General features: G+C 60.6%; 18 protein-coding genes. 10 read left to right on the top strand and 8 right to left on the bottom strand.

All coding sequences use genetic code 11. From position 1 onward, the window contains the following. The first annotated feature begins 42 nt into the window (after positions 1-42). Positions 43-1,860: a single-stranded-DNA-specific exonuclease RecJ gene (gene recJ, locus HPQ64_RS15470; protein WP_172889396.1), complete on the top strand. Its 1,818-nt coding sequence runs from the start codon at positions 43-45 to the stop codon at positions 1,858-1,860. 367 nt (positions 1,861-2,227) lie between these two features. Then, positions 2,228-3,124, top strand: coding sequence for a nitrilase-related carbon-nitrogen hydrolase (locus HPQ64_RS15465; RefSeq protein WP_172889395.1), 897 nt, complete (start codon positions 2,228-2,230; stop codon positions 3,122-3,124). 43 nt (positions 3,125-3,167) lie between these two features. On the opposite strand, the gene HPQ64_RS15460 is transcribed toward HPQ64_RS15465, so the two are convergent. From HPQ64_RS15460 to HPQ64_RS15450, 3 genes are read right to left on the bottom strand one after another with little or no spacing between them, the layout of a single operon-like run. Then, on the bottom strand, positions 3,168-4,007 hold the full coding sequence (locus HPQ64_RS15460) for an ABC transporter substrate-binding protein (RefSeq protein ID WP_172889394.1): 840 nt from the start codon (positions 4,005-4,007) through the stop codon (positions 3,168-3,170). 11 nt (positions 4,008-4,018) lie between these two features. Further along, on the bottom strand, positions 4,019-4,795 hold the full coding sequence (locus tag HPQ64_RS15455) for an ATP-binding cassette domain-containing protein (protein WP_172889393.1): 777 nt from the start codon (positions 4,793-4,795) through the stop codon (positions 4,019-4,021). Further along, a complete protein-coding gene (locus HPQ64_RS15450) occupies positions 4,788-5,495 on the bottom strand; it encodes an ABC transporter permease (RefSeq protein ID WP_172889392.1) in 708 nt (235 codons plus the stop codon). The genes HPQ64_RS15455 and HPQ64_RS15450 overlap by 8 nt, the downstream gene beginning before the upstream one ends. A gap of 196 nt (positions 5,496-5,691) precedes the next feature. Here HPQ64_RS15450 and HPQ64_RS15445 point away from each other — a divergent pair, with 196 nt between their 5' ends. The 5 genes from HPQ64_RS15445 to HPQ64_RS15425 all read left to right on the top strand — a co-directional run bounded on the left by HPQ64_RS15445 (position 5,692) and on the right by HPQ64_RS15425 (position 11,370). Beyond that, positions 5,692-6,117 (top strand): DUF423 domain-containing protein, encoded by a 426-nt coding sequence (locus tag HPQ64_RS15445; RefSeq protein WP_246270720.1) that lies wholly within the window; start codon positions 5,692-5,694, stop codon positions 6,115-6,117. A gap of 123 nt (positions 6,118-6,240) precedes the next feature. Next, entirely contained in the window at positions 6,241-7,494 is a 1,254-nt protein-coding gene (locus tag HPQ64_RS15440) for a sarcosine oxidase subunit beta family protein (protein WP_172889391.1), read from the top strand. Between the two features lie 9 nt (positions 7,495-7,503). After that, positions 7,504-7,809 (top strand): sarcosine oxidase subunit delta, encoded by a 306-nt coding sequence (locus tag HPQ64_RS15435; protein ID WP_172889390.1) that lies wholly within the window; start codon positions 7,504-7,506, stop codon positions 7,807-7,809. Further along, positions 7,806-10,811: a sarcosine oxidase subunit alpha family protein gene (locus HPQ64_RS15430; protein WP_172889389.1), complete on the top strand. Its 3,006-nt coding sequence runs from the start codon at positions 7,806-7,808 to the stop codon at positions 10,809-10,811. Before HPQ64_RS15435 ends, HPQ64_RS15430 begins: the two co-directional genes overlap by 4 nt. Next, positions 10,804-11,370 (top strand): sarcosine oxidase subunit gamma, encoded by a 567-nt coding sequence (locus tag HPQ64_RS15425; RefSeq protein ID WP_172889388.1) that lies wholly within the window; start codon positions 10,804-10,806, stop codon positions 11,368-11,370. Before HPQ64_RS15430 ends, HPQ64_RS15425 begins: the two co-directional genes overlap by 8 nt. Positions 11,371-11,406: 36 nt before the next feature. Here the strand turns inward: HPQ64_RS15425 and HPQ64_RS15420 are convergent, their stop codons facing one another. Together HPQ64_RS15420 and HPQ64_RS15415 are read right to left on the bottom strand one after the other, a co-directional pair. After that, positions 11,407-13,458 carry a M3 family metallopeptidase gene (locus HPQ64_RS15420; RefSeq protein ID WP_172889387.1) on the bottom strand — a complete coding sequence of 684 codons (2,052 nt, stop codon included), beginning with the start codon at positions 13,456-13,458 and terminating at the stop codon, positions 11,407-11,409. Between the two features lie 136 nt (positions 13,459-13,594). After that, positions 13,595-14,494 carry a DUF6492 family protein gene (locus HPQ64_RS15415; RefSeq protein ID WP_172889386.1) on the bottom strand — a complete coding sequence of 300 codons (900 nt, stop codon included), beginning with the start codon at positions 14,492-14,494 and terminating at the stop codon, positions 13,595-13,597. 437 nt (positions 14,495-14,931) lie between these two features. Between HPQ64_RS15415 and HPQ64_RS15410 the strand changes: the two genes are divergently transcribed. Then, positions 14,932-15,792 (top strand): glycosyltransferase domain-containing protein, encoded by an 861-nt coding sequence (locus HPQ64_RS15410; RefSeq protein ID WP_172889385.1) that lies wholly within the window; start codon positions 14,932-14,934, stop codon positions 15,790-15,792. On the opposite strand, the gene HPQ64_RS15405 is transcribed toward HPQ64_RS15410, so the two are convergent. Then, positions 15,711-17,006 carry a glycosyltransferase family protein gene (locus tag HPQ64_RS15405; RefSeq protein WP_172889384.1) on the bottom strand — a complete coding sequence of 432 codons (1,296 nt, stop codon included), beginning with the start codon at positions 17,004-17,006 and terminating at the stop codon, positions 15,711-15,713. The genes HPQ64_RS15410 and HPQ64_RS15405 overlap by 82 nt on opposite strands. A gap of 153 nt (positions 17,007-17,159) precedes the next feature. Here HPQ64_RS15405 and HPQ64_RS15400 point away from each other — a divergent pair, with 153 nt between their 5' ends. Next, positions 17,160-17,477 carry a hypothetical protein gene (locus HPQ64_RS15400; RefSeq protein WP_172889383.1) on the top strand — a complete coding sequence of 106 codons (318 nt, stop codon included), beginning with the start codon at positions 17,160-17,162 and terminating at the stop codon, positions 17,475-17,477. Between the two features lie 6 nt (positions 17,478-17,483). Here the strand turns inward: HPQ64_RS15400 and HPQ64_RS15395 are convergent, their stop codons facing one another. After that, positions 17,484-18,044 (bottom strand): CAP domain-containing protein, encoded by a 561-nt coding sequence (locus HPQ64_RS15395; RefSeq protein WP_210260290.1) that lies wholly within the window; start codon positions 18,042-18,044, stop codon positions 17,484-17,486. Positions 18,045-18,074: 30 nt separating this feature from the next. Then, complete coding sequence (locus tag HPQ64_RS15390) at positions 18,075-18,893, bottom strand: phosphodiesterase (protein ID WP_172889382.1); 819 nt, start codon at positions 18,891-18,893, stop codon at positions 18,075-18,077. Positions 18,894-19,134: 241 nt separating this feature from the next. Between HPQ64_RS15390 and HPQ64_RS15385 the strand changes: the two genes are divergently transcribed. Further along, positions 19,135-20,529: an ArnT family glycosyltransferase gene (locus tag HPQ64_RS15385; protein ID WP_172889381.1), complete on the top strand. Its 1,395-nt coding sequence runs from the start codon at positions 19,135-19,137 to the stop codon at positions 20,527-20,529. The last annotated feature ends 18 nt before the right edge of the window (positions 20,530-20,547 follow it).

Genomic DNA, 20,547 nt, shown 5'->3' with positions numbered 1-20,547 from the left:
TAGCAGGGTACATGTTCGCCTTCCGAAACAAGACTGAGTCGAATGCTGATTGACCGGGGCGAGAGCGGGCGCCGGCTGGTGCTTGGCGTGCACAAATCCGTGCTCGGCCGGACGTGGCGTGAACGGTTGGACACCGAGCAATCCGCTCAGGCGCTCGCGATTGCACAGCGAAGCGGCATTCCCGATATCGTTGCTCGTATCCTGGCCGGACGGGGTGTTTCGATTGAAGAGGTCGAGCGCTTTCTGGATCCTACCATCAAGGACCTGCTTCCCGACCCATCGATGCTGACGGATATGGACAGCGCCGCAGCAAGGGTGGCGGATGCCGTAGGCCGGGGCGAGCAGATCGCGATCTTCGGGGACTATGACGTCGATGGCGCGACGTCATCTGCGCTTCTGTCGCGATACCTCGGCGCCATCGGCATCAAATCCCGCGTCTACATTCCCGACCGTATCATTGAAGGATACGGCCCGAACGGCCCTGCGATCGAAGCGCTGAAGGCCGAAGGGGCTGATCTCCTTGTTTGCGTGGACTGTGGCAGCACCTCTTTCGATGCGTTCGAGACGGCAGGCCGCGTTGGCCTGCCTGTCGTCGTCATCGACCATCACCAGGTGGGTGAAGCCCTTCCGACGGTTGATGCTCTCGTCAATCCGAACCGGCAGGACGATCTTTCCGGGCAAGGCCATCTCGCAGCCGTCGGCGTGACGTTTCTATTCCTTGTCGCGCTCAATCGCGAACTTCGCCGGCGTGGGTTTTTCGAAAGTCGTAACCAGCCGGACCTTTTGGCCCTGCTTGATCTCGTCGCGGTCGGCACGGTGTGTGACGTGGTCCCTCTCAAGGGGCTCAATCGCGCCTATGTCACGCGCGGGCTTCAGGTTCTCCACCGCCGGCTCAATCCGGGGCTTGCGGCTCTTGGCGACATCGCGCGCGTGCAGGGCAAGCCGTCGCCTTATCACCTTGGCTTTCTCATCGGCCCGCGCATCAATGCCGGCGGGCGCATTGGCGATGCGGCGCTCGGCGCCCGCTTGTTGACGACCGAGGATATCGACGAAGCCCGTGACATCGCCGCCACCCTTGAGCGTCTCAATCAGGAACGCCAGGCTGTGGAAGCCGCAATGCTGGAGGAGGGCGAGGCACAGGCTTTCGCGCGGATGGAGGCCGAAAATCCTGCGGTTCTGCTGACAGGTTCCGCCGGCTGGCATCCCGGTGTCGTGGGCCTTGTCGCCTCACGGCTGAAGGATCGCTACCGCCGTCCGACATTTGCGATTGCCTATGACGAAACCGGCAAGGGCACCGGATCCGGCCGCTCGATTTCCGGCGTCGATCTCGGGCGCGCCGTGCGGGCCGCGGTCGAGGCCGGAATCCTGGAAAAGGGCGGAGGCCATGCCATGGCCGCGGGCCTTACCGTTCGCAAGGAAAAGGAAGCGGAGCTTCTGGCTTTCTTCGCCGATGAGCTTGCCGATGATGTCGAAGCGGCAACCGCCGAGCATGAACTGAAAATCGACGGAGCGGTGACGGCGTCGGGCGCGACCATCGATCTTCTGCATAAGATCGAAAGCGCGGGCCCTTATGGGGCGGCGCATCCGGAGCCGGTCCTGGCATTGCCGAGCCACCGAATTTCCTATGCCGATATCGTCGGAAACGGTCACGTTCGCGTGACGATTGCCGCAGGTGCGGGAGACAGCCTCAAGGCAATCGCCTTCAAGGCCGCCGATACGCCGCTCGGTCAGTTGTTGCTTTCGAGGAGGGGGCAGCCGCTGCATCTTGCGGGCTCGCTTTCCATCGATACCTGGCGTGGCGCGGAGCGCGTGCAGATGCGCCTGATCGATGCTGCCGACCCCACCCTCAGCCGGAATTGACTCCAGCTCTACTCACTGCCGGGTAGCGTTAACCAACGTGTAACACGAGCGCCGGTAGCTTGCCCGCGAATGGTACCGAGTACGGGGATGGCAATGAATTCTCGCGCGCGATTGCGGCGCCTAATGTCCGATGTCGACATAGCAGCGACACGGGCTGAAAGAAGCCTGAAGAGGGCCAGGCAACGTTCGGCGGCATTGGCGTTTGAAGAGCCGAGAGGAGCGCTTGCGTTGCGCTCGTCGCTTCTGTTGGCAAGCCTTGCAATGGCGGCAAAGGTTCTCGTTCAGCAGGATTAGGCTGTACGAATTCCGCCGGACAATCCCGTATGATGTCCAAATCAGCCAGGGAATCCTGCGGAGATAGCCCATGATGCCGGAAACCTTTCGTATCGCTCTTTGGTCGGTCAATCTCGGCGCGGAGGCAAGGTCTCTCGAGGCCTGGCTGGAGAGAGTCCAAGGTCGGGCGCTTGAGGCCAGGGCGCAGGGTGCGCGCCTGCTGCTTATGCCGGAATTCGTGAGCGAGGGTTTTCTTGCCTGGAAGCCGGACGGGCTTGCCCAAGCCGGGGAAATCGCGTGGTTGGCCAGCCAGACGCCGGCGGCCATTGAAGGTTTGCGAGCGCTTGTCGATAGGCACGGCCTTTCCATAGTTGCGGGATCGATGCCTTTTGCCGATGATTCCGGCCACACAAACCGCACCTATGCGCTCCTCGCTGATGGCCGTACACTGACCTACGACAAGCTCTGCCTTACGCCGCCCGAGAAGAATCCTGCCGACCTGAACCTGACTGCCGGGAGACGGTTGACTGTATTCGAGCTGGAGGGCGTGCGGATCGCGCTTCTTATTTGTCTCGACGTGGAATTGCCGGCGATTTCCATGCGGCTTGCCCTGCTCGCGCCTGATTTGATCCTTGTGCCGTCGATGACCCAGCAGCTTTCAGGTTATCACCGCGTCTACGGTTGCGCCAAGGCGCGAGCTGTTGAGCTTATGACTTCCGTCGCGGTTTGCGGCACGGTTGGCGTGGCGAAGGGGAATGCGCTGCAAGAAACCAATGTCTCTGGAGCCGCGCTTTATGTCCCATGTGAGCCGCAACTTGGCTCCGACGGAATTGCCGCTTCGCATCCGCCTGTTGATGGAATGGCGGGGGAGGAGCCTTTTGTAATTGCCGATGTGCCTGTGGGGGTGGTGCGTCGTCTGCGCGAAGGCGGAGCCGAAGTCTGGCCGGGGTTATGGACGGGCGATCATATCGAGGTGGACTTCGCCCGATAACGGAAAAAAGCGCAGGCGGCGCGCCGCCTGCGCCAGTGGGCGTTCAGTTCGTCGCCTTGTTTGCGTTCGGGAAGAAGAGCTGCTGGCCATCCAGCTTGTAATTCGCGATCGCCTGCTGGCCTTCCGGTCCGGTCAACCAGTCGATGAAGGCTCCACCTTCATCGGCTTTGACCGCAGCGTGTTTTTCCGGGTTCATGAGAATAACGCCGTACTGATTGAACAGCCGGTCGTCGCCTTCGGTCAGGATCGCTAATCCGCCCTTGTTCTTGAAGGATATCCAGGTTGCCCGGTCGGTAAGCGCATAGGCGTTCATCCCGGCGGCCGTATTCAAGGTCGCGCCCATTCCCGAACCGGTCTCGCGATACCAGGAGCCGGAAGCGCTGGTGACGTCGATATCGGCCGATTTCCAGAGTGAAAGCTCTTTCTTGTGCGTGCCGGAATCATCGCCTCTGGAGGCGAACGGAGCTTTAGCTTTCGCGATCTTCTTCAGCGCGTCGGTCGCGTTTTCCATGCCCCTTATCCCGGCAGGGTCGTTCTCGGGGCCTACGATCACGAAGTCGTTGTACATGACGTCGTATCGCTTGACGCCCCACCCATCGGCAACGAATTTCTCTTCCGCCGGTTTCGCGTGCACCAGGAGAACGTCGCCGTCGCCGTTCGTCGCGTTCTTGATCGCCTGTCCGGTGCCGACGGCGACAACGCGCACGTCTATGCCCGTCTTGTCCTTGAACTTCGGCAGAATGGCATCGAGGAGGCCTGAGTTTGCCGTCGAAGTGGTGGACTGAATGACGATAAACCTGTCTTCCGCGCTTGCCGGCACGGCCGTCCACTGCAGGGCAGCAAATGCGATGAAAGCGGCCGAAAGCGCGGTTTTACTCAGCATATTCCACTCCTTTAGATCAGGATTTTGCCGTCCAGATATGCCCTTGCCTCCCTGGAGGATGCGGCATTGAAAAAGATGTCCGCCGGGGTGATTTCCGACACCTGTCCGTGATGCAGGAAGACGACCTGTTCCGCCAGTCGCCGGGCCTGGTGAATGTCATGTGTCACGAGAATGATTTTCGTGCCTTGCGCCTGCGCCTGTTTAATCGTGTCCTCAATCAGTTGGACCGAGGCAGGGTCGAGATTGGCACAAGGCTCGTCCAGGAAAAGTATCTCGGGCTTGAGCGCAAGCGCGCGGGCCAGCGATAGTCGTTGTTGCTCGCCGCCCGACAGGAGACGCGCCGGACGGTCTGCGAGTGTTTGCAGATGCAGCCTTTTCAGAATCGGCTCCAGATCGCCTCTCGATCTGGCGAGTCCGCGCAACCCCATGGCGAAGCGGAGGTTTTGAAGAACGCTGCGTCTCAGGAGAACGGGCTTTTGAAATACCATCGCCTGCGATTTGCGCAGCGCCCGGTCGATTGGCCTGCCGTTCCACAGGATCGTGCCGCCGGTTGGCGCCATTAGCCCGTGAAGAAGGCGAAGAAGTACGCTTTTACCCGCTCCATTCGGCCCCATCAGCACGGTCAGGTCGTCGCTTGGAAGGTCGAACGAGACTTTCTTGATGATATCCTGCCCGTCGGCGGAGTAGGACAAGCCCCGGACGCTCAAGGGATAACGGCCTGTTGCTGTCCGAAGGCATTCGGGCGGCGAGACCGGCGGTGCTTCCCGCAATGCGGCGGTATCATGCATAGGCATTTCTCCGCGCGCTTGCCTTGATCCCCTGCACAGCGGCATTCACCGTCATGGCGATGAGCAGCAGGATGATGCCGAGGGCGAGTGCGAGAGCAAGATCGCCCTTGGATGTCTCAAGGGCGATCGCCGTCGTCATGGCCCGCGTCACATGGTTGATATTGCCGCCGACGATCATCACCGCGCCGACCTCCGCAATTGCCCGCCCGAAGCCGGCAAGCGCTACGGTTGCCAGCGCGAACCGCGCGTCCCACAGAAGCGCGGCCATTGCCGCCGGAAACGGGACGACGAGCGAGCGGAACTGTTCGGCATACTCCCTGTCGAGGTCTTCAATCACCTGTCGGGAGAGGGCGACTATGATCGGCGTTACCAGGATCGTCTGGGCAATCACCATGGCGCCAGGCGTATAAAGCAGCCTCAATACGCCGAGAGGCCCCGCGTTGGACAACATCATATAGACGAGCAGACCGATGACGACGGGCGGCAGGCCCATCATCGTGTTGAAGACCACAACGATTGCGCCGCGCCCGGGAAACCTGGAAACAGCAAGTGCGGCGCCAATGGGAAGTCCGATGAGACAGGAGATCAGCAAGGCGGCGAATGTGACGCGCAGCGAAAGCCCGACGATCGAAAGGAGGTTGGCGTCAAGGCTGGCGATCAGCTCGAAAGCAAGGCTGAAAGCATTGCGGAAATCCTGCATTATTTGGTTTTTCCTCCCGAAAAGCGGCAATTCTCATCGTTAAAAGGAAAATATGCAACAAAACCTCATCGGGTCAAACTGTTCGTGCAGTTTGGCGGGTGGCTGGCCTGCGACGCCCTGTCGGTTCCGATTTTTCGCCATCGCGTGTAACGCTTGAAAGATTCCGGGTCGTGGTGATCCGGACAAGGAGGAAGCCATGCCAGGGCCGCAAGACAAGATGCCGAAATCGGGAAGCGAACCGGTTCGTTCCACATCCCGCTGGCTTCCGGCCCTTGGATTGATTTGCGCGGGCTTGAGCGGGGCGACCGGCGTCGTCATGTCCGCCGTCGCCGCGCACGCCATTGAAGAGACGTTCATATCCACGGCGGCGAACATGCTGTTGTTTCACGGGGGCGCCTTTGTCGCCATCGGTGCCTACTCGATGCTTCGGCGCAGCTTTCTGCTCGCGCTCGGCTTCTTCCTGATCGCTGTCGGCTGCGGGCTTTTCAGCGGCGATCTTCTCCTGCGGGCGCTTGCCGGAGTGCATGCCTTCCCGAATGCCGCGCCGATAGGCGGATCGGCCATGATACTCGGCTGGATAGCCGTTATTCTTGCCGGGATTTCGCATCTCTTTCGCCGCTAATTCCATAAGCGACGCATTGCAGCAGGCTTGTGTCGGATTCTGGCAAGAGTCCGGATGCCCGGCGTTCCAAAACGACGGTTGGATTTATGGTTACGTCCGGGCAAAAAGGGGCGTCAGCGCCAGATGAGCCGTTTCAACTTCTGGGAACTCGCCAAGAACGCGCTTTCCGCGCATGAGAACTGGGGCCGCCAGTGGCGCGCGCCGGAGCCGAAGGGCGAATATGATGTCGTCATCATAGGTGCCGGCGGCCACGGCCTTGCGACCGCCTATTACCTGGCCAAGGAGCATGGCGTCACAAATGTCGCCGTTCTTGAGAAGGGCTGGCTCGGCGGTGGTAACACCGGCCGCAACACGACGATCGTGCGATCCAATTATCTCTGGGAAGAAAGCGAAGGGCTCTACGACCACGCAATGGACCTGTGGCAGAACCTGTCGCAGGAATTGAACTACAACGTCATGTATTCCGCCCGCGGTGTGATGATGCTGGCGCATACCATCCACGACGTACAGGTGTTCAAGCGGCACGTTTATGCCAACCGCCTCGCCGGCGTGCAAAACGAGTGGCTGACGGCGGAAGAGGCCAAGGAATATTGCCCGCCGCTAAACATCTCGAAAAACATGCGCTATCCGGTGCTGGGCGCGGCCCTCCAGCGCAAGGCGGGTGTTGCGCGTCACGATGCCGTCGCCTGGGGTTATGCGCGCGGGGCAGACAAATACGGTGTCGATATCATCCAGAATTGCGCCGTGACGGGCATTCGCCGCGGAGCCGATGGCGCTGTGGAAGGGGTGGAGACGTCGCGGGGCTTCATCCGCGCCAAAAAGATCGGCGTGGTGGCCGCCGGCCATACGACGACGGTCATGGATATGGCCGGCGTGCGCATGCCGCTTGAATCCTATCCCCTCCAGGCGCTCGTGTCGGAGCCCGTCAAGCCCTGTTTCCCTTGTGTGGTCATGTCGAACACGATCCACGCCTATATGTCGCAGTCCGACAAGGGTGAACTCGTCATCGGGGCGGGCACCGACCAGTATATCTCCTATAGCCAAACCGGCGGTTTGCAGATCCCTGCCCACACGATCGAGGCGATCTGCGAACTTTTCCCCATGTTCCGGCGCATGCGTATGCTTAGAAACTGGGGCGGAACGGTGGATGTTACACCGGACCGTTCGCCGATCATCGGCAAGACTCCGGTTCCGGGCCTTTTCGTGAATTGCGGATGGGGCACAGGCGGCTTCAAGGCGACGCCGGGTTCGGGTCATGTGTTTGCTCATACGCTCGCCAAAGGCGAGCCGCATCCGATCAATGCCCCCTTCACGCTGGACCGGTATCGCACCGGACGGCTCATCGACGAAGCGGCAGCCGCCGCCGTGGCGCACTGAGGCCTGAACATGCTGCTGATTTCCTGTCCCTATTGCGGTGTCGAACGCCCGGAAATCGAATTCCGCCACGCTGGCGAGGCGCATATCGCGCGCCCCGCCGAACCGTCCAAACTGACGGATGAGGAGTGGGCGGAATACCTCTACATGCGCACCAACCCGAAGGGGCTTATGGCCGAGCGTTGGCGCCATACGCACGGTTGCGGGCGCTTTTTCAATGCGATCCGCGACACGGTGAGCGACAAGTTCGTCACCGTCTACAAGATGGGTGAGGCGAAGCCCGACCTCGATCAGCTCTTGGTGGAGGCGGCCCAATGACACACGAATTCCGCACTTCCGCCGGTGGCAGGATTGACCGTTCCTCGCCGGTCGAATTCACTTTCGACGGCAAGTCTTATCAGGGTTTTGCGGGCGATACGCTCGCCTCCGCGCTTCTTGCGAACGGCGTACATCTCGTCGGCCGTTCCTACAAGTATCACCGGCCGCGCGGCATCGTCACCGCCGGCTCCGAGGAGCCGAATGCGCTCGTCGGGATTGCGCGGGAAAAGGGCCAGAACACTCCGAACCTTCGTGCCCCGCAGGTGGAGATCTATCAGGGGCTCAACGCGGAAAGCCAGAACCGGTTTCCATCGCTTTCCTTCGATATCGGCGCGGTGAACGATCTGCTGTCCCCGCTTTTCGTGGCCGGGTTCTACTACAAGACATTCATGTGGCCGCGCTCGTTCTGGCAGAGGGTTTATGAGCCTTTCATCCGTTCGGCCGCGGGCCTGGGCAAGGCGCCGACGGATCCCGACAAGGACCGTTACGCTAATTATTATGCCCACTGCGATGTGCTGGTGATCGGCTCCGGCCCTGCAGGCCTTGCTGCCGCAAATGCGGCAGCACAGTCCGGCGCACGGGTGATCCTGTGCGATGAGCAGGCCGAACTTGGCGGCTCGTTGCTACATGACGCAACGTCCATGATCGACGGCAAATCCGCAGCCGACTGGGCGTCGGAAACAATCAAGGCTCTTTCCGAAAACGACCGGGTGACGCTGCTGCCGCGCACCACCGGCTTCGGTTATTACGCGCAGAATTTTGTGGCACTTGCCGAACGCGTTACCGACCATCTCGCCAACCCGGACCAGAGCCTGCCGCGCGAACGCCTATGGCAGGTGAGAGCAAAGGAAGTCGTCATCGCGACCGGCGCGATCGAGCGTCCTCTCGTTTTCCCGGAGAATGACCGTCCCGGCGTCATGATGGCGGAAGCGGGCCGTATCTATCTCAACCGTTATGGCGCCATGGCGGGCAAGCGTGTGGTCATCGCGACCGCCTGCGATACCGCCTATCGTACGGCTGTGGATCTGAAGGCGGCCGGTGTCGACGTCGCTGTTATCGCCGATCTTCGGCCGGAACCCGTCGGCGTGCATGTTGATGCCGCGCGCTCAGCCGGAATCCGGGTTGAAGGGGCCTGCGTCGTCACCGGAACGAAGGGCCGGCTCAGGGTCAAATCCGCACGCCTTGGCCGCATTCGCCCCGACGGCTCGGTGACGGTGATGGGCGAAGAGGCCTGCGACAGCTTGCTGATGTCGGGCGGCTGGACGCCGAACGTGAGCCTTTATTCCCAGTCGCGCGGCAAGGTCGTCTGGGATGAGGAAGCGGGCGCCTATCTTCCCGGGCCGTCTGTCCAGCATGAGCGCTCGGCGGGAAGCTGCCATGGCGTATACGGGCTTCATGCCGTCCTTGAGGATGGCTATCGCGCGGGCGAAAGCGCGGCGCGTGCTGTCTCAAGCGCTGCGAAACGGCCGGAAACACCTTCGGTATCGGGCGGCGAAGCAGGTGCAGGCGGTACGCTCGGCGCGCTGCCGCACGACCGTGACCCATCGCGTGTGCGCGCCTTTATCGATTTCCAGAACGACGTGACGGCGAAGGATGTGAAGCTTGCGGTCCGAGAGGGCTTCCACTCCATCGAGCACATCAAGCGCTATACGACCACCGGCATGGCGACCGATCAGGGCCGTCTTTCGAACATGAACGCGCTTTCGGTCGCCTCTAAATCGCTGGAAAAGCCGATCCCGCAGGTTGGCCTCACGACGTTCCGCCAGCCATATACGCCGGTGACCTTTGGCACATTCGCAACGACCGCGCGGGGCGAGGCTTTCGATCCGGTGCGGCGCACGCCGATGCATGACTGGGCGGTGGAAAAGGGGGCTGAATTCGAAGATGTAAGCCTTTGGAAACGCGCTTGGTATTTCCCAAGGCCCGGCGAGAGCATGCATGAAGCGGTGGCGCGCGAATGCGCGACCGTGCGTGAAAGCGTCGGGATCTTCGATGCCTCGACGCTGGGCAAGATCGAGGTCGTTGGCCCGGATGCGGCGGAATTCCTGAACCGGGTCTACACCAACCCCTTCCTGAAGTTGGGTGTGGGGCGGTTGCGCTATGGCATCATGCTGAGCGAAGCCGGTTTCATCATGGATGACGGCGTCGTCGGGCGGATTGCAGAAGACCGCTTCCACGTAACGACGACGACCGGCGGCGCGCCGCGCGTTCTGGCCCATCTTGAGGACTACCTGCAGACGGAATGGCCGGATCTCAATGTCTGGCTGACGTCGACGACCGAACAATGGGCCGTGATCGCGGTGCAAGGGCCCAGGGCTCGGGACGTGATAGCCCCGCTGGTGGAAGGCATTGATCTTTCAACCGAATCCATGCCGCACATGAGCGTGCGTGAGGGCAGGATTTGCGGTGTTCCGACGCGGCTTTTCCGCATGAGTTTCACCGGCGAGGCGGGGTATGAGATAAACGTTCCGGCTTCCAGGGGGCGAGAGGTCTGGGACGCGGTCTGGAAAAACGTCGAGGCAGCCGGCGGCGCGCCTTACGGGACGGAAACGATGCATGTTCTGCGCGCCGAGAAAGGTTACATCATCGTCGGGCAGGAAACGGACGGAACGGTCGTTCCAAACGATGTCGGCATGGACTGGGCGGTGGGCAAGAAAAAGGCCGATTTCATCGGCATACGGTCTCTGACGCGACCGGATATCGTCGCAGCAGGGCGCAAGCAACTCGTCGGTGTCCTGACGAAAGACCCGAAGGTGATCCTGGAAGAGGGTGCGCAAATCACGGCCGAAGCTTCGCCCGCACTTAAAACGCCTGCGCTCGGGCACGTGACATCTTCCTACTACTCGTCCGCCCTTGGACGGTCGATGGCGCTTGCCATGATCGCCGACGGACGCGACAGGATCGGCGATACGATTTACGTGCCGACGGCCGAGGGCGTTGTCGTCGTGGAAATAGTTTCTCCGGTCTTTTACGACGCCGAAGGGGGAAAACTCGTTGCCTGAGAAATCCGTTTATTCCGCAAACGCGGATCTGGCCCCGATCATCGCCACCTCGCGGGTGCGGGTCGCGGAGGCGGCGCCCCTCATTCGCTTTTCCCTCAGGGGAGGTGAAGCAGCGGCTTCTCACGCTGGGACAGCTGTTGGGGTCTCGTTACCCCTCGAACCGCTGACGTCGATCGCGACAGACAAAGTAGCGGCATTCTGGCTTGGGCCGGACGAATGGAATCTTGTGATCCAGGATGATGACGCCCGCGCAATGTTCGAGCGTGTCGAAACCGCGTTGGCCGACACGCCGCATTCGCTTGTCGATGTGAGCGATAGAAACCGCGCGCTCATCATTTCAGGGCGGAAGGCGGCGTGGCTCCTGAACTCGCAGGTGTTTCTGGATTTCGACGAAGCGTCATTTCCCGTCGGCATGGTGACAAGAACGCTTTTCGGCAAGGCGGAGATCATGCTCTGGCGGCAAGCCGAAGATACGTTCGTGATCGAGGCTTGGCGCTCGTTCATGCCCTACGTGATCGAACTCCTGCAGGAAGCGTCAAGGGAGCTTGAGGCGGCCTGAAGCCGCCTGCAAGTTTTCCCGGCCGAGACACCCCGATCAAGCTACCTTCAGCCCGCGCTTTTCCAGAAGCGGGCCGACGTCGGGCAGGCGGCCGCGGAAACTCACGTAAGCCTCGGCCGGGTCTTGTTTGCCGCCCGCGGAATATATGAACTCCTTGAGTTTTCCCGCGGTTTCGGGGTCGAAAATATCGCCCTTTTCCTCGAATGCGGTGAAGGCGTCGGCATCCATCACCTCCGACCACATGTAGCTGTAATAGCCCGAGGAATAACCGTCGCCTGAAAAGACATGGGCGAAATGCGTCGGGCGATGGCGCATGATGATCTCATCCGGCATGCCGATGCGGCCTAGCGTTTCCTTTTCGAGATCGCCGACCTCGATGCCGTCGAATTCGGGTCGCGAGTGAACGTCGAGATCGTATAGGGCGGAGGCCAGATATTCGACGGTCGCAAAGCCCTGGTTGAAGTTGCGCGCGGCAAGGAGACGGTCGAGCAATTCCCGCGGCATAGGCTCGCCCGTCCTGTAGTGGACGGCGTATTTCGACAACACTTCCGGCTCGGACAGCCAATGCTCGTAGAGCTGGGAGGGAAGCTCTACGAAATCGCGGGCAACCGAGGTGCCCGAAATGACCGGGTAGGTGACGTCCGACAAAAGGCCGTGAAGGGCGTGGCCGAATTCGTGAAAGAGAGTGCGCGCATCGTCGAAGGTGAGAAGCGCAGGCTCGCCCACACCGCCCTTGGCGAAGTTCATGACGTTGACGACGATGGGACGGACCTCGCCGTCAAGCTTGTGCTGGCGGCGGTAAACGCTCATCCAGGCGCCGCTGCGCTTGGACGCCCGATTGAAATAATCCCCCAGAAAAAGGCCGACATGATTGCCGTCCTTGTCGCTCACCTCAAAGGCGCGGACATCCGGGTGATAGACGGGAAGGCCCTTCTTTTCCTCGAAATTCAGGCCGAAAAGCCTTCTCGCCGTGTCAAACGCCGCCTGTATGATGTTTTCAAGCTGGAGGTAGGGCTTCAGCTCGGCCTCATCCAGATCATGCTCAGCCTTGCGCAGTTTTTCTGCGTAATAACGCCAGTCCCATGGGGCGATGCCGGCATTGTTTCCCTCGCTTCGGGCAATTTCTGCCAAAGCTTCGGCCTCTTTGCGAGCCGCTTCCGCCGCAGGATTCCAGACGCCCTCAAGGAGTTCGCGCACGGCTGCCGGCGTCTTGGCCATCGTGTCGTCGAGCTTGAATTCGGCGAAGTTATCGAAGCCGAGAAGGTTCGCGCGTTCCTTCCTCAGTTTCAGCGTTTTCGCGATGATCTTGCGATTGTCGAATCCATTGCCGTTTTCGCCCCGGCTCGCCCAGGCGCGGAAGGCCTGCTCGCGAAGATCGCGCCGGGAAGAAAATTGCAGGAACGGCTCGATCAGCGAGCGTGACAGCGTGATCGCGAATTTACCCTCCGCGCCCCGCTCGGCAGCGGCTGCTCCCGCCGAGGCGCGCAGAAAATCGGGCAATCCGGCCAATTCATCCTCGCCTTCCAGAAAGAGTGCATAATCGGCTTCGTCAGCGAGAACGTTTTGGGAGAATGCCGTGCCAAGCTCCGCCAGCGACTGCGAAATCTCGGCCATTCGTACCTTGGCTTTTTCGTCGAGTGCCGCGCCTGCGCGCACGAAGGACGTGTGATATCGCTCAAGAACGCGGGCGTCCTCCGGCGAAAGACCAAGGTCATCCCGGCTTTCCCAGAGTTTTGCCACACGGCCGTAAAGTGCTGAATTCAGCATCGTCTGGCTGTGGTGGCGCGACAGTTTCGGCGCCATCTCGCGCTCGATCTCCTGTAGCGCGGGCGAGGTATTGGCGCCGGACAGGTTGAAGAAGACGGTCGCGACCTTCGTCAGCGCCTTCCCGCTTTTCTCAAGCGCGACGATTGTGTTTTCGAACGACGGGGCATCGGGCTGATCTGCAATAGCGTCGATTTCCGTGCGAGCCTCCTTCAAGGCGATGTCGAAGGCTTCGCGAAAATGAGAAGCGTCGATATCGCCGAACGGAGGCAGTTCGAAAGGCGTGGACCATTCGGTGAGAAGTGGATTGGCGTTGCGTGTCATTGTCGGAATTGCTCGAAGAGTTGAGGGCGGAATGTCGCGATGAGTGTTCGCTGGAACCTGAATATGGTTCCGTTTGTACCCGCACTCCAGCCCCGTTGCGTCATCACGTGTGAGAAGAGCGGAAACCGCGACGGCGCTATTGGCCGATCCGCTCAACCTGAGCGGGTTCTATCAGCCCGTATTCGAGCATTTTTTCCCGGACCAGAGGGTAGGGTTCTTTCATGTTGGACTGGACCACGAGAAATATGCCGCCCGGCTCCTCTTCCCTTAGCCGGTCGAAACATTCGAATCGCCAAACGGAGTTTTCCCATAGCAGGCGATCCGGATGCTCCCTTGTGCCCGCGGGCGTGTGATAACGGTCCAGCAGGCCTTCCTCTCTGCCGACGAGGAAGTAGAGAGTGTATTCGCTCCAGCGATACCAATGTTTGTAACCTGGGATGTACTGGTGCAGGGCATTGCTGCGCAGAGCCTTGACCAGATATTCGAACCAGTCGCCCTTCGGCGCGCGCTTCGTCAGGCGATCAAGGGTGCGTCTGCAAATCTCGCTCGACATCAGCACGGGCGTCACGCCAATCGTACGTCCGCCATTCGGTTTCTTCACTCCCAGCAATCTGGCCGAAGCGTTCCACCAGGAGGTGCGGTGCGTGCCGCCGGGATCGATCAGCGCCTTGCCGGAGGGGAGCAGGATGTCCCGTGAAATCGGCTTGACGCACAAGGCATCGGCATCAAGCGTCAGCACGAAATCGCCTTCAAGGCGCGCGGCACCGGCGAGCTTGATGATCTGCTGCTTGGTCCATCCGCTGACCGTTCCCTGATCGGCGACTTCGGGAACGAGTTCCGTTTCGTCCATGATGCGAATGTTCAGGCCGGGCCAGCCCGCGAACGCCGCGCGTCCCGCCTCGATATCGCTCGGCGGCATGGCGATGACGACGCAGTCGAATGTGCCTGCGGCGGCATGCCTTGAAAGGCTCTGCAGCAGATAGTTCGTCCGTTCCGCCTCGAAAGCGTCGCGGTTTCCTTGAATGCGCAGAGGCAATAGCGCGGATAGTCCGGGGCGAGCCGGAAGAGAGGTCGGGTGCAATCGATTCATATCTCTTTTTTGCATTAACTTACGTAATGGTCGAATTATTTTTTATTCTGAACTAATAGTGCTATCGTTAAGTTAAAAAATATAATACTCAAATTATATACTTTATTATTTTATATCATTAAAGGAAAATTGTTATAGAAATCGTAATTTAGCCTGGATCTATATTTTGATCGTAAAGAAAGAGGTGCGGCGATTCGATCACCGTCTGGATCGGTAACGGCCTTTTCAATTTTCGTAATTTCGAAGGTTGCCGCGCAAGCCCTACGATCAAGGCCGCAACCGACCGTGCTGGTGCAACCGACCGGACTGGTGATGCCGCATAGCAGCGGTCGCGATGCCTGCTTGCCTGAATCCGATTTCCGATAAAGCCTGGACCCTCTCCCATGAAATTCATCACGGTTGACACCGCCGCGAGCCCGAAACTCGAGCGGCTCAGACGGTCATGCCGGTATCACGGAATCCCGCTGGAGGTGATCGGCGAGGGGCGTCCTTATCCGGGGCACGGCGCAAAGATCGCATATGTGATCGAGTATCTTTCGGCGCAGGAGCCGGACGAGATCGTCATGTTCGTCGACGGCTACGATGTCGTTTTTCTTGCAGGCGCTGAAGAAATCGAGCGCAAATTCGATGCATTCGGGCATCCGCTTGTGTTTTCGACGGAGCAGAATTGCAACGTCAACGGCGGGTTTTTCTCACGATTTCCGGTCTGGCTTCGATATCCCAAGGGCAAGCGACCCTATCGTTTCATCAATTCCGGCTCCTACATCGGAAGAGCCGGCTATATGCGTGAATTCCTGCAAAGGATCGATGCGACGCAGGCTGCTTCCGACCAGACTGTCATCAACCGGTATTATGTGAAACATCCATCCGAGCTTGCGCTCGACTACGATCAGGAGATCTTCACCTGCACGGCCGGGCGGACGGGGCTGGAAGAAGAGGATTACCGGGTCGAGGACGGGCGGCTTCGTAATCTGGTTACGGACAGTCTGCCCTGCGTTCTTCATTGTCCGGGCAAGAACTTCATAGGGCTGGAAAAGATCGTCTCGAAACTGCCGATCGGCGGTTCGCCGTACAAAGCATCCGAGACAGAGGCCCGCAAGTACCGCAAAAGCCGGCGGATCAACCGCATCAATGCCCGGCTTTTGCCGGACAATTTCCTTTTTCACCTGATCCTCGACGGTCTCCTTGTCCTGCTTGGCGTTTTCGCGCTGGCCGCCGCGTCGAAGGCTGCCGCTATAATCTGAGCCTGGGTGCGGAACGAGTAATTTTCCGAGGCCCCGCGCGGGCGCGCGGGAATGACGCCTGCCAAGCAATCGTCGAGGAAGGAAACGGCTTTTTCCAGGTCGTCCGGTCTTACGTGAAGCGCGGAGCCGATTTGCGTAAACATCCGCTCAAGCTCGGGATGCCCGGGCCCGATGGACAGGATGGGCCTTGAGGACGCCAGGTAATCATAGGTCTTGGCGACGATGCGCTGGGCTGTCGTGTTGATCTCGACCAGCACATCCGCCTTTTCGAAAATGGCCTGTGCCGCCGCATAGGGCTGATGGCCGATGATCGTGATGCGGCGGGATACGCCGAGGCTTTCGGCGAGCGCCATGTCTTCCGCTGACGGAGGATGCGTGAGGACAAGCTGCAGCGCGGCTGAACGGCCACCGGTTTCCGACGTTTTGGCCAGCAGGTGGATCAGCGGCGCGGCCTTTACCACATCGCCGAAAGTCCCGAAGAACAAGAGCGAGGGGGAAGGCATCGAACCGCTCCAATCCATCGTCTGAAGTGCGCGATCGAAGCCGTTGTGGAAGGAAACAAATGTTTCCAGGTCCCGGTGCGAATAGACTGCGCGGTAGCCGTTCCGACACTGTTCTGTATAGACAATCACTTTCTGGCTTGTATCGATAACACGCCGTTCGTGAAAGAAATTGGCGATTCGCGTGTGTGGAAGGCGTTTGGGGTTGCGACGTTCGCAAAGGCGCCACGGATCGCCGAATATCGTGACGAGCGGAAGGCCGGTCTCCAACGCAAGCTCCCGGCCTACGAGCAAGGAAGCCACAGGGCTCGATTGGGCGACGATGAGATCGCATGGATTTTTTTCCAGCAGCGACTTGGCGCTGGAAAGCGCATTTTTGTGAAAGGCGCCGTAATCTCCTATCGGCAGGAAATCGCGCTCGGATGCCCACCGGGAAATGCGCTGCGCGAGCGTCGGTGCACGGGCTCCGGTCGGTTCCGCAACCCGTGGCCGGTAGTCGAACCCCTGACGTCCGCTGTAGCTTCTGTCCACGATCATGCCCGGCGGGATGAAATCCGACAGCGTATCGTCAGCAGGTTCCGAAGGGGACTGGTCGGCCAAAACCACCGGTTGCCATCCGTAGTGTGGAAGGTGCCTGGTGATCTTGAGCGGATCGAGCGCGCCGACGCGGCGCATCGGCGCAAAGAACGGGCTGATGTAGAGGAAGTTCGGCATGAACCTTTGGAAGAAAATATAACGTAGCGTATTCAAGCTTATACGATGAGGAAAACGGCATTACCACCTGGTGGAATGCCGAATTCATTGAATCGTTCAAATTTTAGGAAGCGCCTTCAAACTCATTTAAGACGGAAAATCTACGTTTCGCCCATGTCCGCTCTCGATACCTCCCTCTCCGGCCTGCATGACGCCTCCACCCGCTTCGCGGATGCGGCGGGGCGGATCGTCCAATCCGGCACGCAAGGCGCCGAGGCGCTTTCTCGGGATGAACGGGGAAGGGATGTCGAGCCCGTGGAAGCCGCTGTGTCGGTGCGCGGCGCCGACCCTCTTTCAGGCGACACGGCTGCGGCGCTGGTCGAACTTGTTCAGTCCGAACAGGCTTTCAAGGTGAATGCGGCCGTCGCAGGCAAGGTTTCGGACCTTTACAAGGAAACGCTGAATATCCTCGGGCCGCGCGACCAGGTTTGAGCCAGGTCAGTCGACGTCGGGAGGGCCGTCCTCCTTCGGCCGTGACAGGATCATCACCCAGAAATTCCGCCATTTGCCGTCCGATCGTCTGGTGCGCGCGAAACCGACACGGGTGACGTAAGGGTTCAGAAGGTTCTTGTCGTGATCCTTCGAGCCCTTCCACCCGGCAAGCGCCGCATCGAAGTCGCGATATCCGGCGCCGAGATTTTCCGCGCCCGCGTAATTTTCATAGCCTGACCCGTCAAGCCGCCGCGCAAGGCCCGATGCGCTGTGGGCGCGCACGTCCAAGCTGTCGTGGCGGGCGATCAGATGGGCCATTTCCCTGGAAACTTCATTCAGGCGCGGGTCGAGCGAAAGGGCATGCAGCCCGCGCGAAGACCGGTAGGCGTTGACGTTGGCAAGTGCGGCCGGTCCGTCGACCGGGACGTCGACGACCTCGGCGTCGTCCGCTCCGGGCCTGAAGGAAGCACAGGCCGTAAGAAGCAAGCCGATGGCCATAAGGAATACAACGGCGCCAATACGCCGTTTTCCGCCCGCAGCCTCGACGGGGTATGCGAATTTCAGCAACGCGAGCCTTCCCGAATTTGCCGCCATCCGTCAGGCCACACCCTCGTCGAAGATGAAGGGGAAGGGGCCCGGATAGCTTTCCACATAGGCAAGATGCGTCACAAGCCCTGAATCCTTGGTGAAATGATGGAGAAAAAAGGCCGGCGGCTCCATGACGAACGCCGGCGGGGCGTCTTCATGCAAGTCGAGCACGACCTGATGTGCCGTGCTTGGCGCAAGCGCCATGACGGTTCCGGCGAAGCGGGTGACGATCGACCGGTGGACATGGCCGCAAATGACCCGCTCCACATGGGGATGCTTCGAGATGACAGCGGTGAAGGCCTCCCGGTCGATCAGGGCGATCGCGTCCATGTGGCGGATGCCGAGGATCGCCGGAGGATGATGCAGGGCGACGACCGTCGGTCGCCCGGTTTCGCCGAGGTTCCGGTCCAGCCACGCGAGCTGCTCTTCGCCAAGCTCGCCATGGGCGCCGCCCGGCACGGAACTGTCCAGCGCTATGAGCCGTAGCGCACCGATGTCCGCGGTATAATGCATCTTGCCGGGCGTTCCGCCCTCGATGCCCGGAAAGCCGGAAAGGCCAGCGCGCATCCGCCCTGTGAGATCGTGGTTGCCCGGCATCATGTAAACGGGAACGCGAAGCCGCGAGAGAAGCGCGCGCGCTGTCGCATATTCACGCTCATCCCCCCCGTCGGCGATATCTCCGGTTATGACGATCGCGTCGGGCTGCGGGTCGAGCGCGTTCAAAACACGGACCGCCCGCTCGGCGAGCATATTCGTCTCGCTGACCCTTCTGCAGGCAAGGCCGTTCGGCCGAATGTGCAAATCCGTGATCTGGGCGATCAGCGTCATCGCGAAGTTCCTCGTAAAATTCGGTTTCCCATCAACTTCGCCGATAGCGGCCCGGTGCGAAAGCCTTGTGACAACGCGATGTGGCGTTTCTTTTCTTGTGTGAGAATAATGTGAGGCAGATGCGAATATTCTGGAAGCCGCATCGCCGCCGGCAAAGCGCCTTGCAGGCGGGCGTTCCGGCTGATCTAACGTGAGGTTTGAACGCCAGGAAAACGAAGAAGGCCGAAACTCGGGACCGGTGATGACCGACGCCACCATGCCGACATCCGATGGGGCAAAACCCGCCCGCGACGCGGTGAAGCCGCTCTGGCTCAAGGTGCTGGGATTGCGCCTGCTTGCGCCGGCCGCGCTCGTCGTCCTTTCGCTTGCGATGACCGTTGCGGGCGTATTCCAACTTCCCGCGTTAGCGCCCGGTGAGGCTGAATTCGTGGAAGCCACGAAACAGATGGTGGAAACGGAGGGCTACTTCGATCCTGGCATCCAGGCTGCCATGGGCCACAATCATCCGCCCGGCGTTCACTGGCTTCAGGTCGCTGCCGTCAGGACACTCGCAAATGGTAGGGATGCCGAGGTCTGGATGTATCGCCTGCCTTCCGTGGCAGCGGCCGTGCTCAGCGTGTTGCTGGTTTATTGGCTGGCGCGGGCCTTCGCGCCGCCGCAGGCTGCCTTTCTGGCGGGAATACTAGCCGCGCTTACCCTTCTTTTGGCGGCGCAGGCGCGCCTTGCCACACCCGATACGGTCCTGCTTGCGGCCATCCTGGCGGCACAAGGCGCGCTTGCGAGGATCTGGCAAGGGGAAAGGGAGAAACGGAGCTGGGCCTGGATCTCGATTTTCTGGCTGGCGCTCGGCCTTGGCGTTTTGGCCGGCGGCCTGACCATGCCTGCCGTTATCTTGCTTACGATCGCCGCCCTTTGCGGCGTGCGCCGCGAGGTCCGGTGGCTAGAGGCGGTGGCGCCGCTGCCGGGGCTTGCGATCTTACTTGCGATCGTCGCGCCCATGTTCGTTGGGGCTTACCTTTCTGCTGGAGCGGCAGCCTTTAACGACATGTTGTCGGCGGTGCTGCGGGGCGGGGCTGTGAGTACCATGCCGCCGCCGGTCAATACCCTCGCGGCCTTTGCTGCCTTCTGGCCGCTGCCGGCTTTCCTGATTTTCGCCCTTGCCGGCATATGGCGCGATATCCGCTCCAACGAGGTGGTTTTCCTGCTTTGCTGGGCCCTGCCGGCGTTGGCCCTGCTCGAATTCACCGCGTCGGGATTTCCGCATGGCGCTTTGCCGGTCATGCCGCCGCTGGCGGTTCTGGCCGGGGTGACGCTTGCCCGGGCGCAAGCAGAACCGTCGGGCAGGGTCGCCGGATGGACCGCGGCGGCTGTCTACATCCTGCCCGCGCTCGCCCTTGCCGCGGTTTCCTTCGTCGTGCCGGTGACGCTCGGTCTATGGCCGTCACCTCCCGGCGCTGTGCTTGCCGTGTTCGGCCTTATCGGAGCGGGAGCGGCGGCCCGCCGCTTTGCGGCGGGAAATGCGCTTGCCGCCGTCGCGCCGGCGGCGGTGGCCGCCGTGCTGATCACGGCGGGCACCTATGCGTTTACATTGCCGGAGGTCGCTCCGGCGCAATTCGGCATTCTTTTCGCAAACTGAACGCAGCCTTATTCGCAG

Source organism: Hongsoonwoonella zoysiae, from assembly GCF_013266695.1.
In the GTDB taxonomy this organism is placed as follows: domain Bacteria; phylum Pseudomonadota; class Alphaproteobacteria; order Rhizobiales; family Stappiaceae; genus Hongsoonwoonella; species Hongsoonwoonella zoysiae.
The sequence above is the reverse complement of the archived record's forward strand: the minus strand, read 5'-3'. Positions and strand labels throughout refer to the sequence as shown.

Coding starts and splice junctions, on each gene's coding strand:
- recJ (WP_172889396.1), top strand. CDS start 43: ATGCTGATTGACCGGGGCGAGAGCGGGCGCCGGCTGGTGCTTGGCGTG.
- HPQ64_RS15465 (WP_172889395.1), top strand. CDS start 2,228: ATGCCGGAAACCTTTCGTATCGCTCTTTGGTCGGTCAATCTCGGCGCG.
- HPQ64_RS15460 (WP_172889394.1), bottom strand. CDS start 4,007: ATGCTGAGTAAAACCGCGCTTTCGGCCGCTTTCATCGCATTTGCTGCC.
- HPQ64_RS15455 (WP_172889393.1), bottom strand. CDS start 4,795: ATGCATGATACCGCCGCATTGCGGGAAGCACCGCCGGTCTCGCCGCCC.
- HPQ64_RS15450 (WP_172889392.1), bottom strand. CDS start 5,495: ATGCAGGATTTCCGCAATGCTTTCAGCCTTGCTTTCGAGCTGATCGCC.
- HPQ64_RS15445 (WP_246270720.1), top strand. CDS start 5,692: ATGCCAGGGCCGCAAGACAAGATGCCGAAATCGGGAAGCGAACCGGTT.
- HPQ64_RS15440 (WP_172889391.1), top strand. CDS start 6,241: ATGAGCCGTTTCAACTTCTGGGAACTCGCCAAGAACGCGCTTTCCGCG.
- HPQ64_RS15435 (WP_172889390.1), top strand. CDS start 7,504: ATGCTGCTGATTTCCTGTCCCTATTGCGGTGTCGAACGCCCGGAAATC.
- HPQ64_RS15430 (WP_172889389.1), top strand. CDS start 7,806: ATGACACACGAATTCCGCACTTCCGCCGGTGGCAGGATTGACCGTTCC.
- HPQ64_RS15420 (WP_172889387.1), bottom strand. CDS start 13,458: ATGACACGCAACGCCAATCCACTTCTCACCGAATGGTCCACGCCTTTC.
- HPQ64_RS15410 (WP_172889385.1), top strand. CDS start 14,932: ATGAAATTCATCACGGTTGACACCGCCGCGAGCCCGAAACTCGAGCGG.
- HPQ64_RS15405 (WP_172889384.1), bottom strand. CDS start 17,006: ATGCCGAACTTCCTCTACATCAGCCCGTTCTTTGCGCCGATGCGCCGC.
- HPQ64_RS15400 (WP_172889383.1), top strand. CDS start 17,160: ATGTCCGCTCTCGATACCTCCCTCTCCGGCCTGCATGACGCCTCCACC.
- HPQ64_RS15390 (WP_172889382.1), bottom strand. CDS start 18,893: ATGACGCTGATCGCCCAGATCACGGATTTGCACATTCGGCCGAACGGC.
- HPQ64_RS15385 (WP_172889381.1), top strand. CDS start 19,135: ATGACCGACGCCACCATGCCGACATCCGATGGGGCAAAACCCGCCCGC.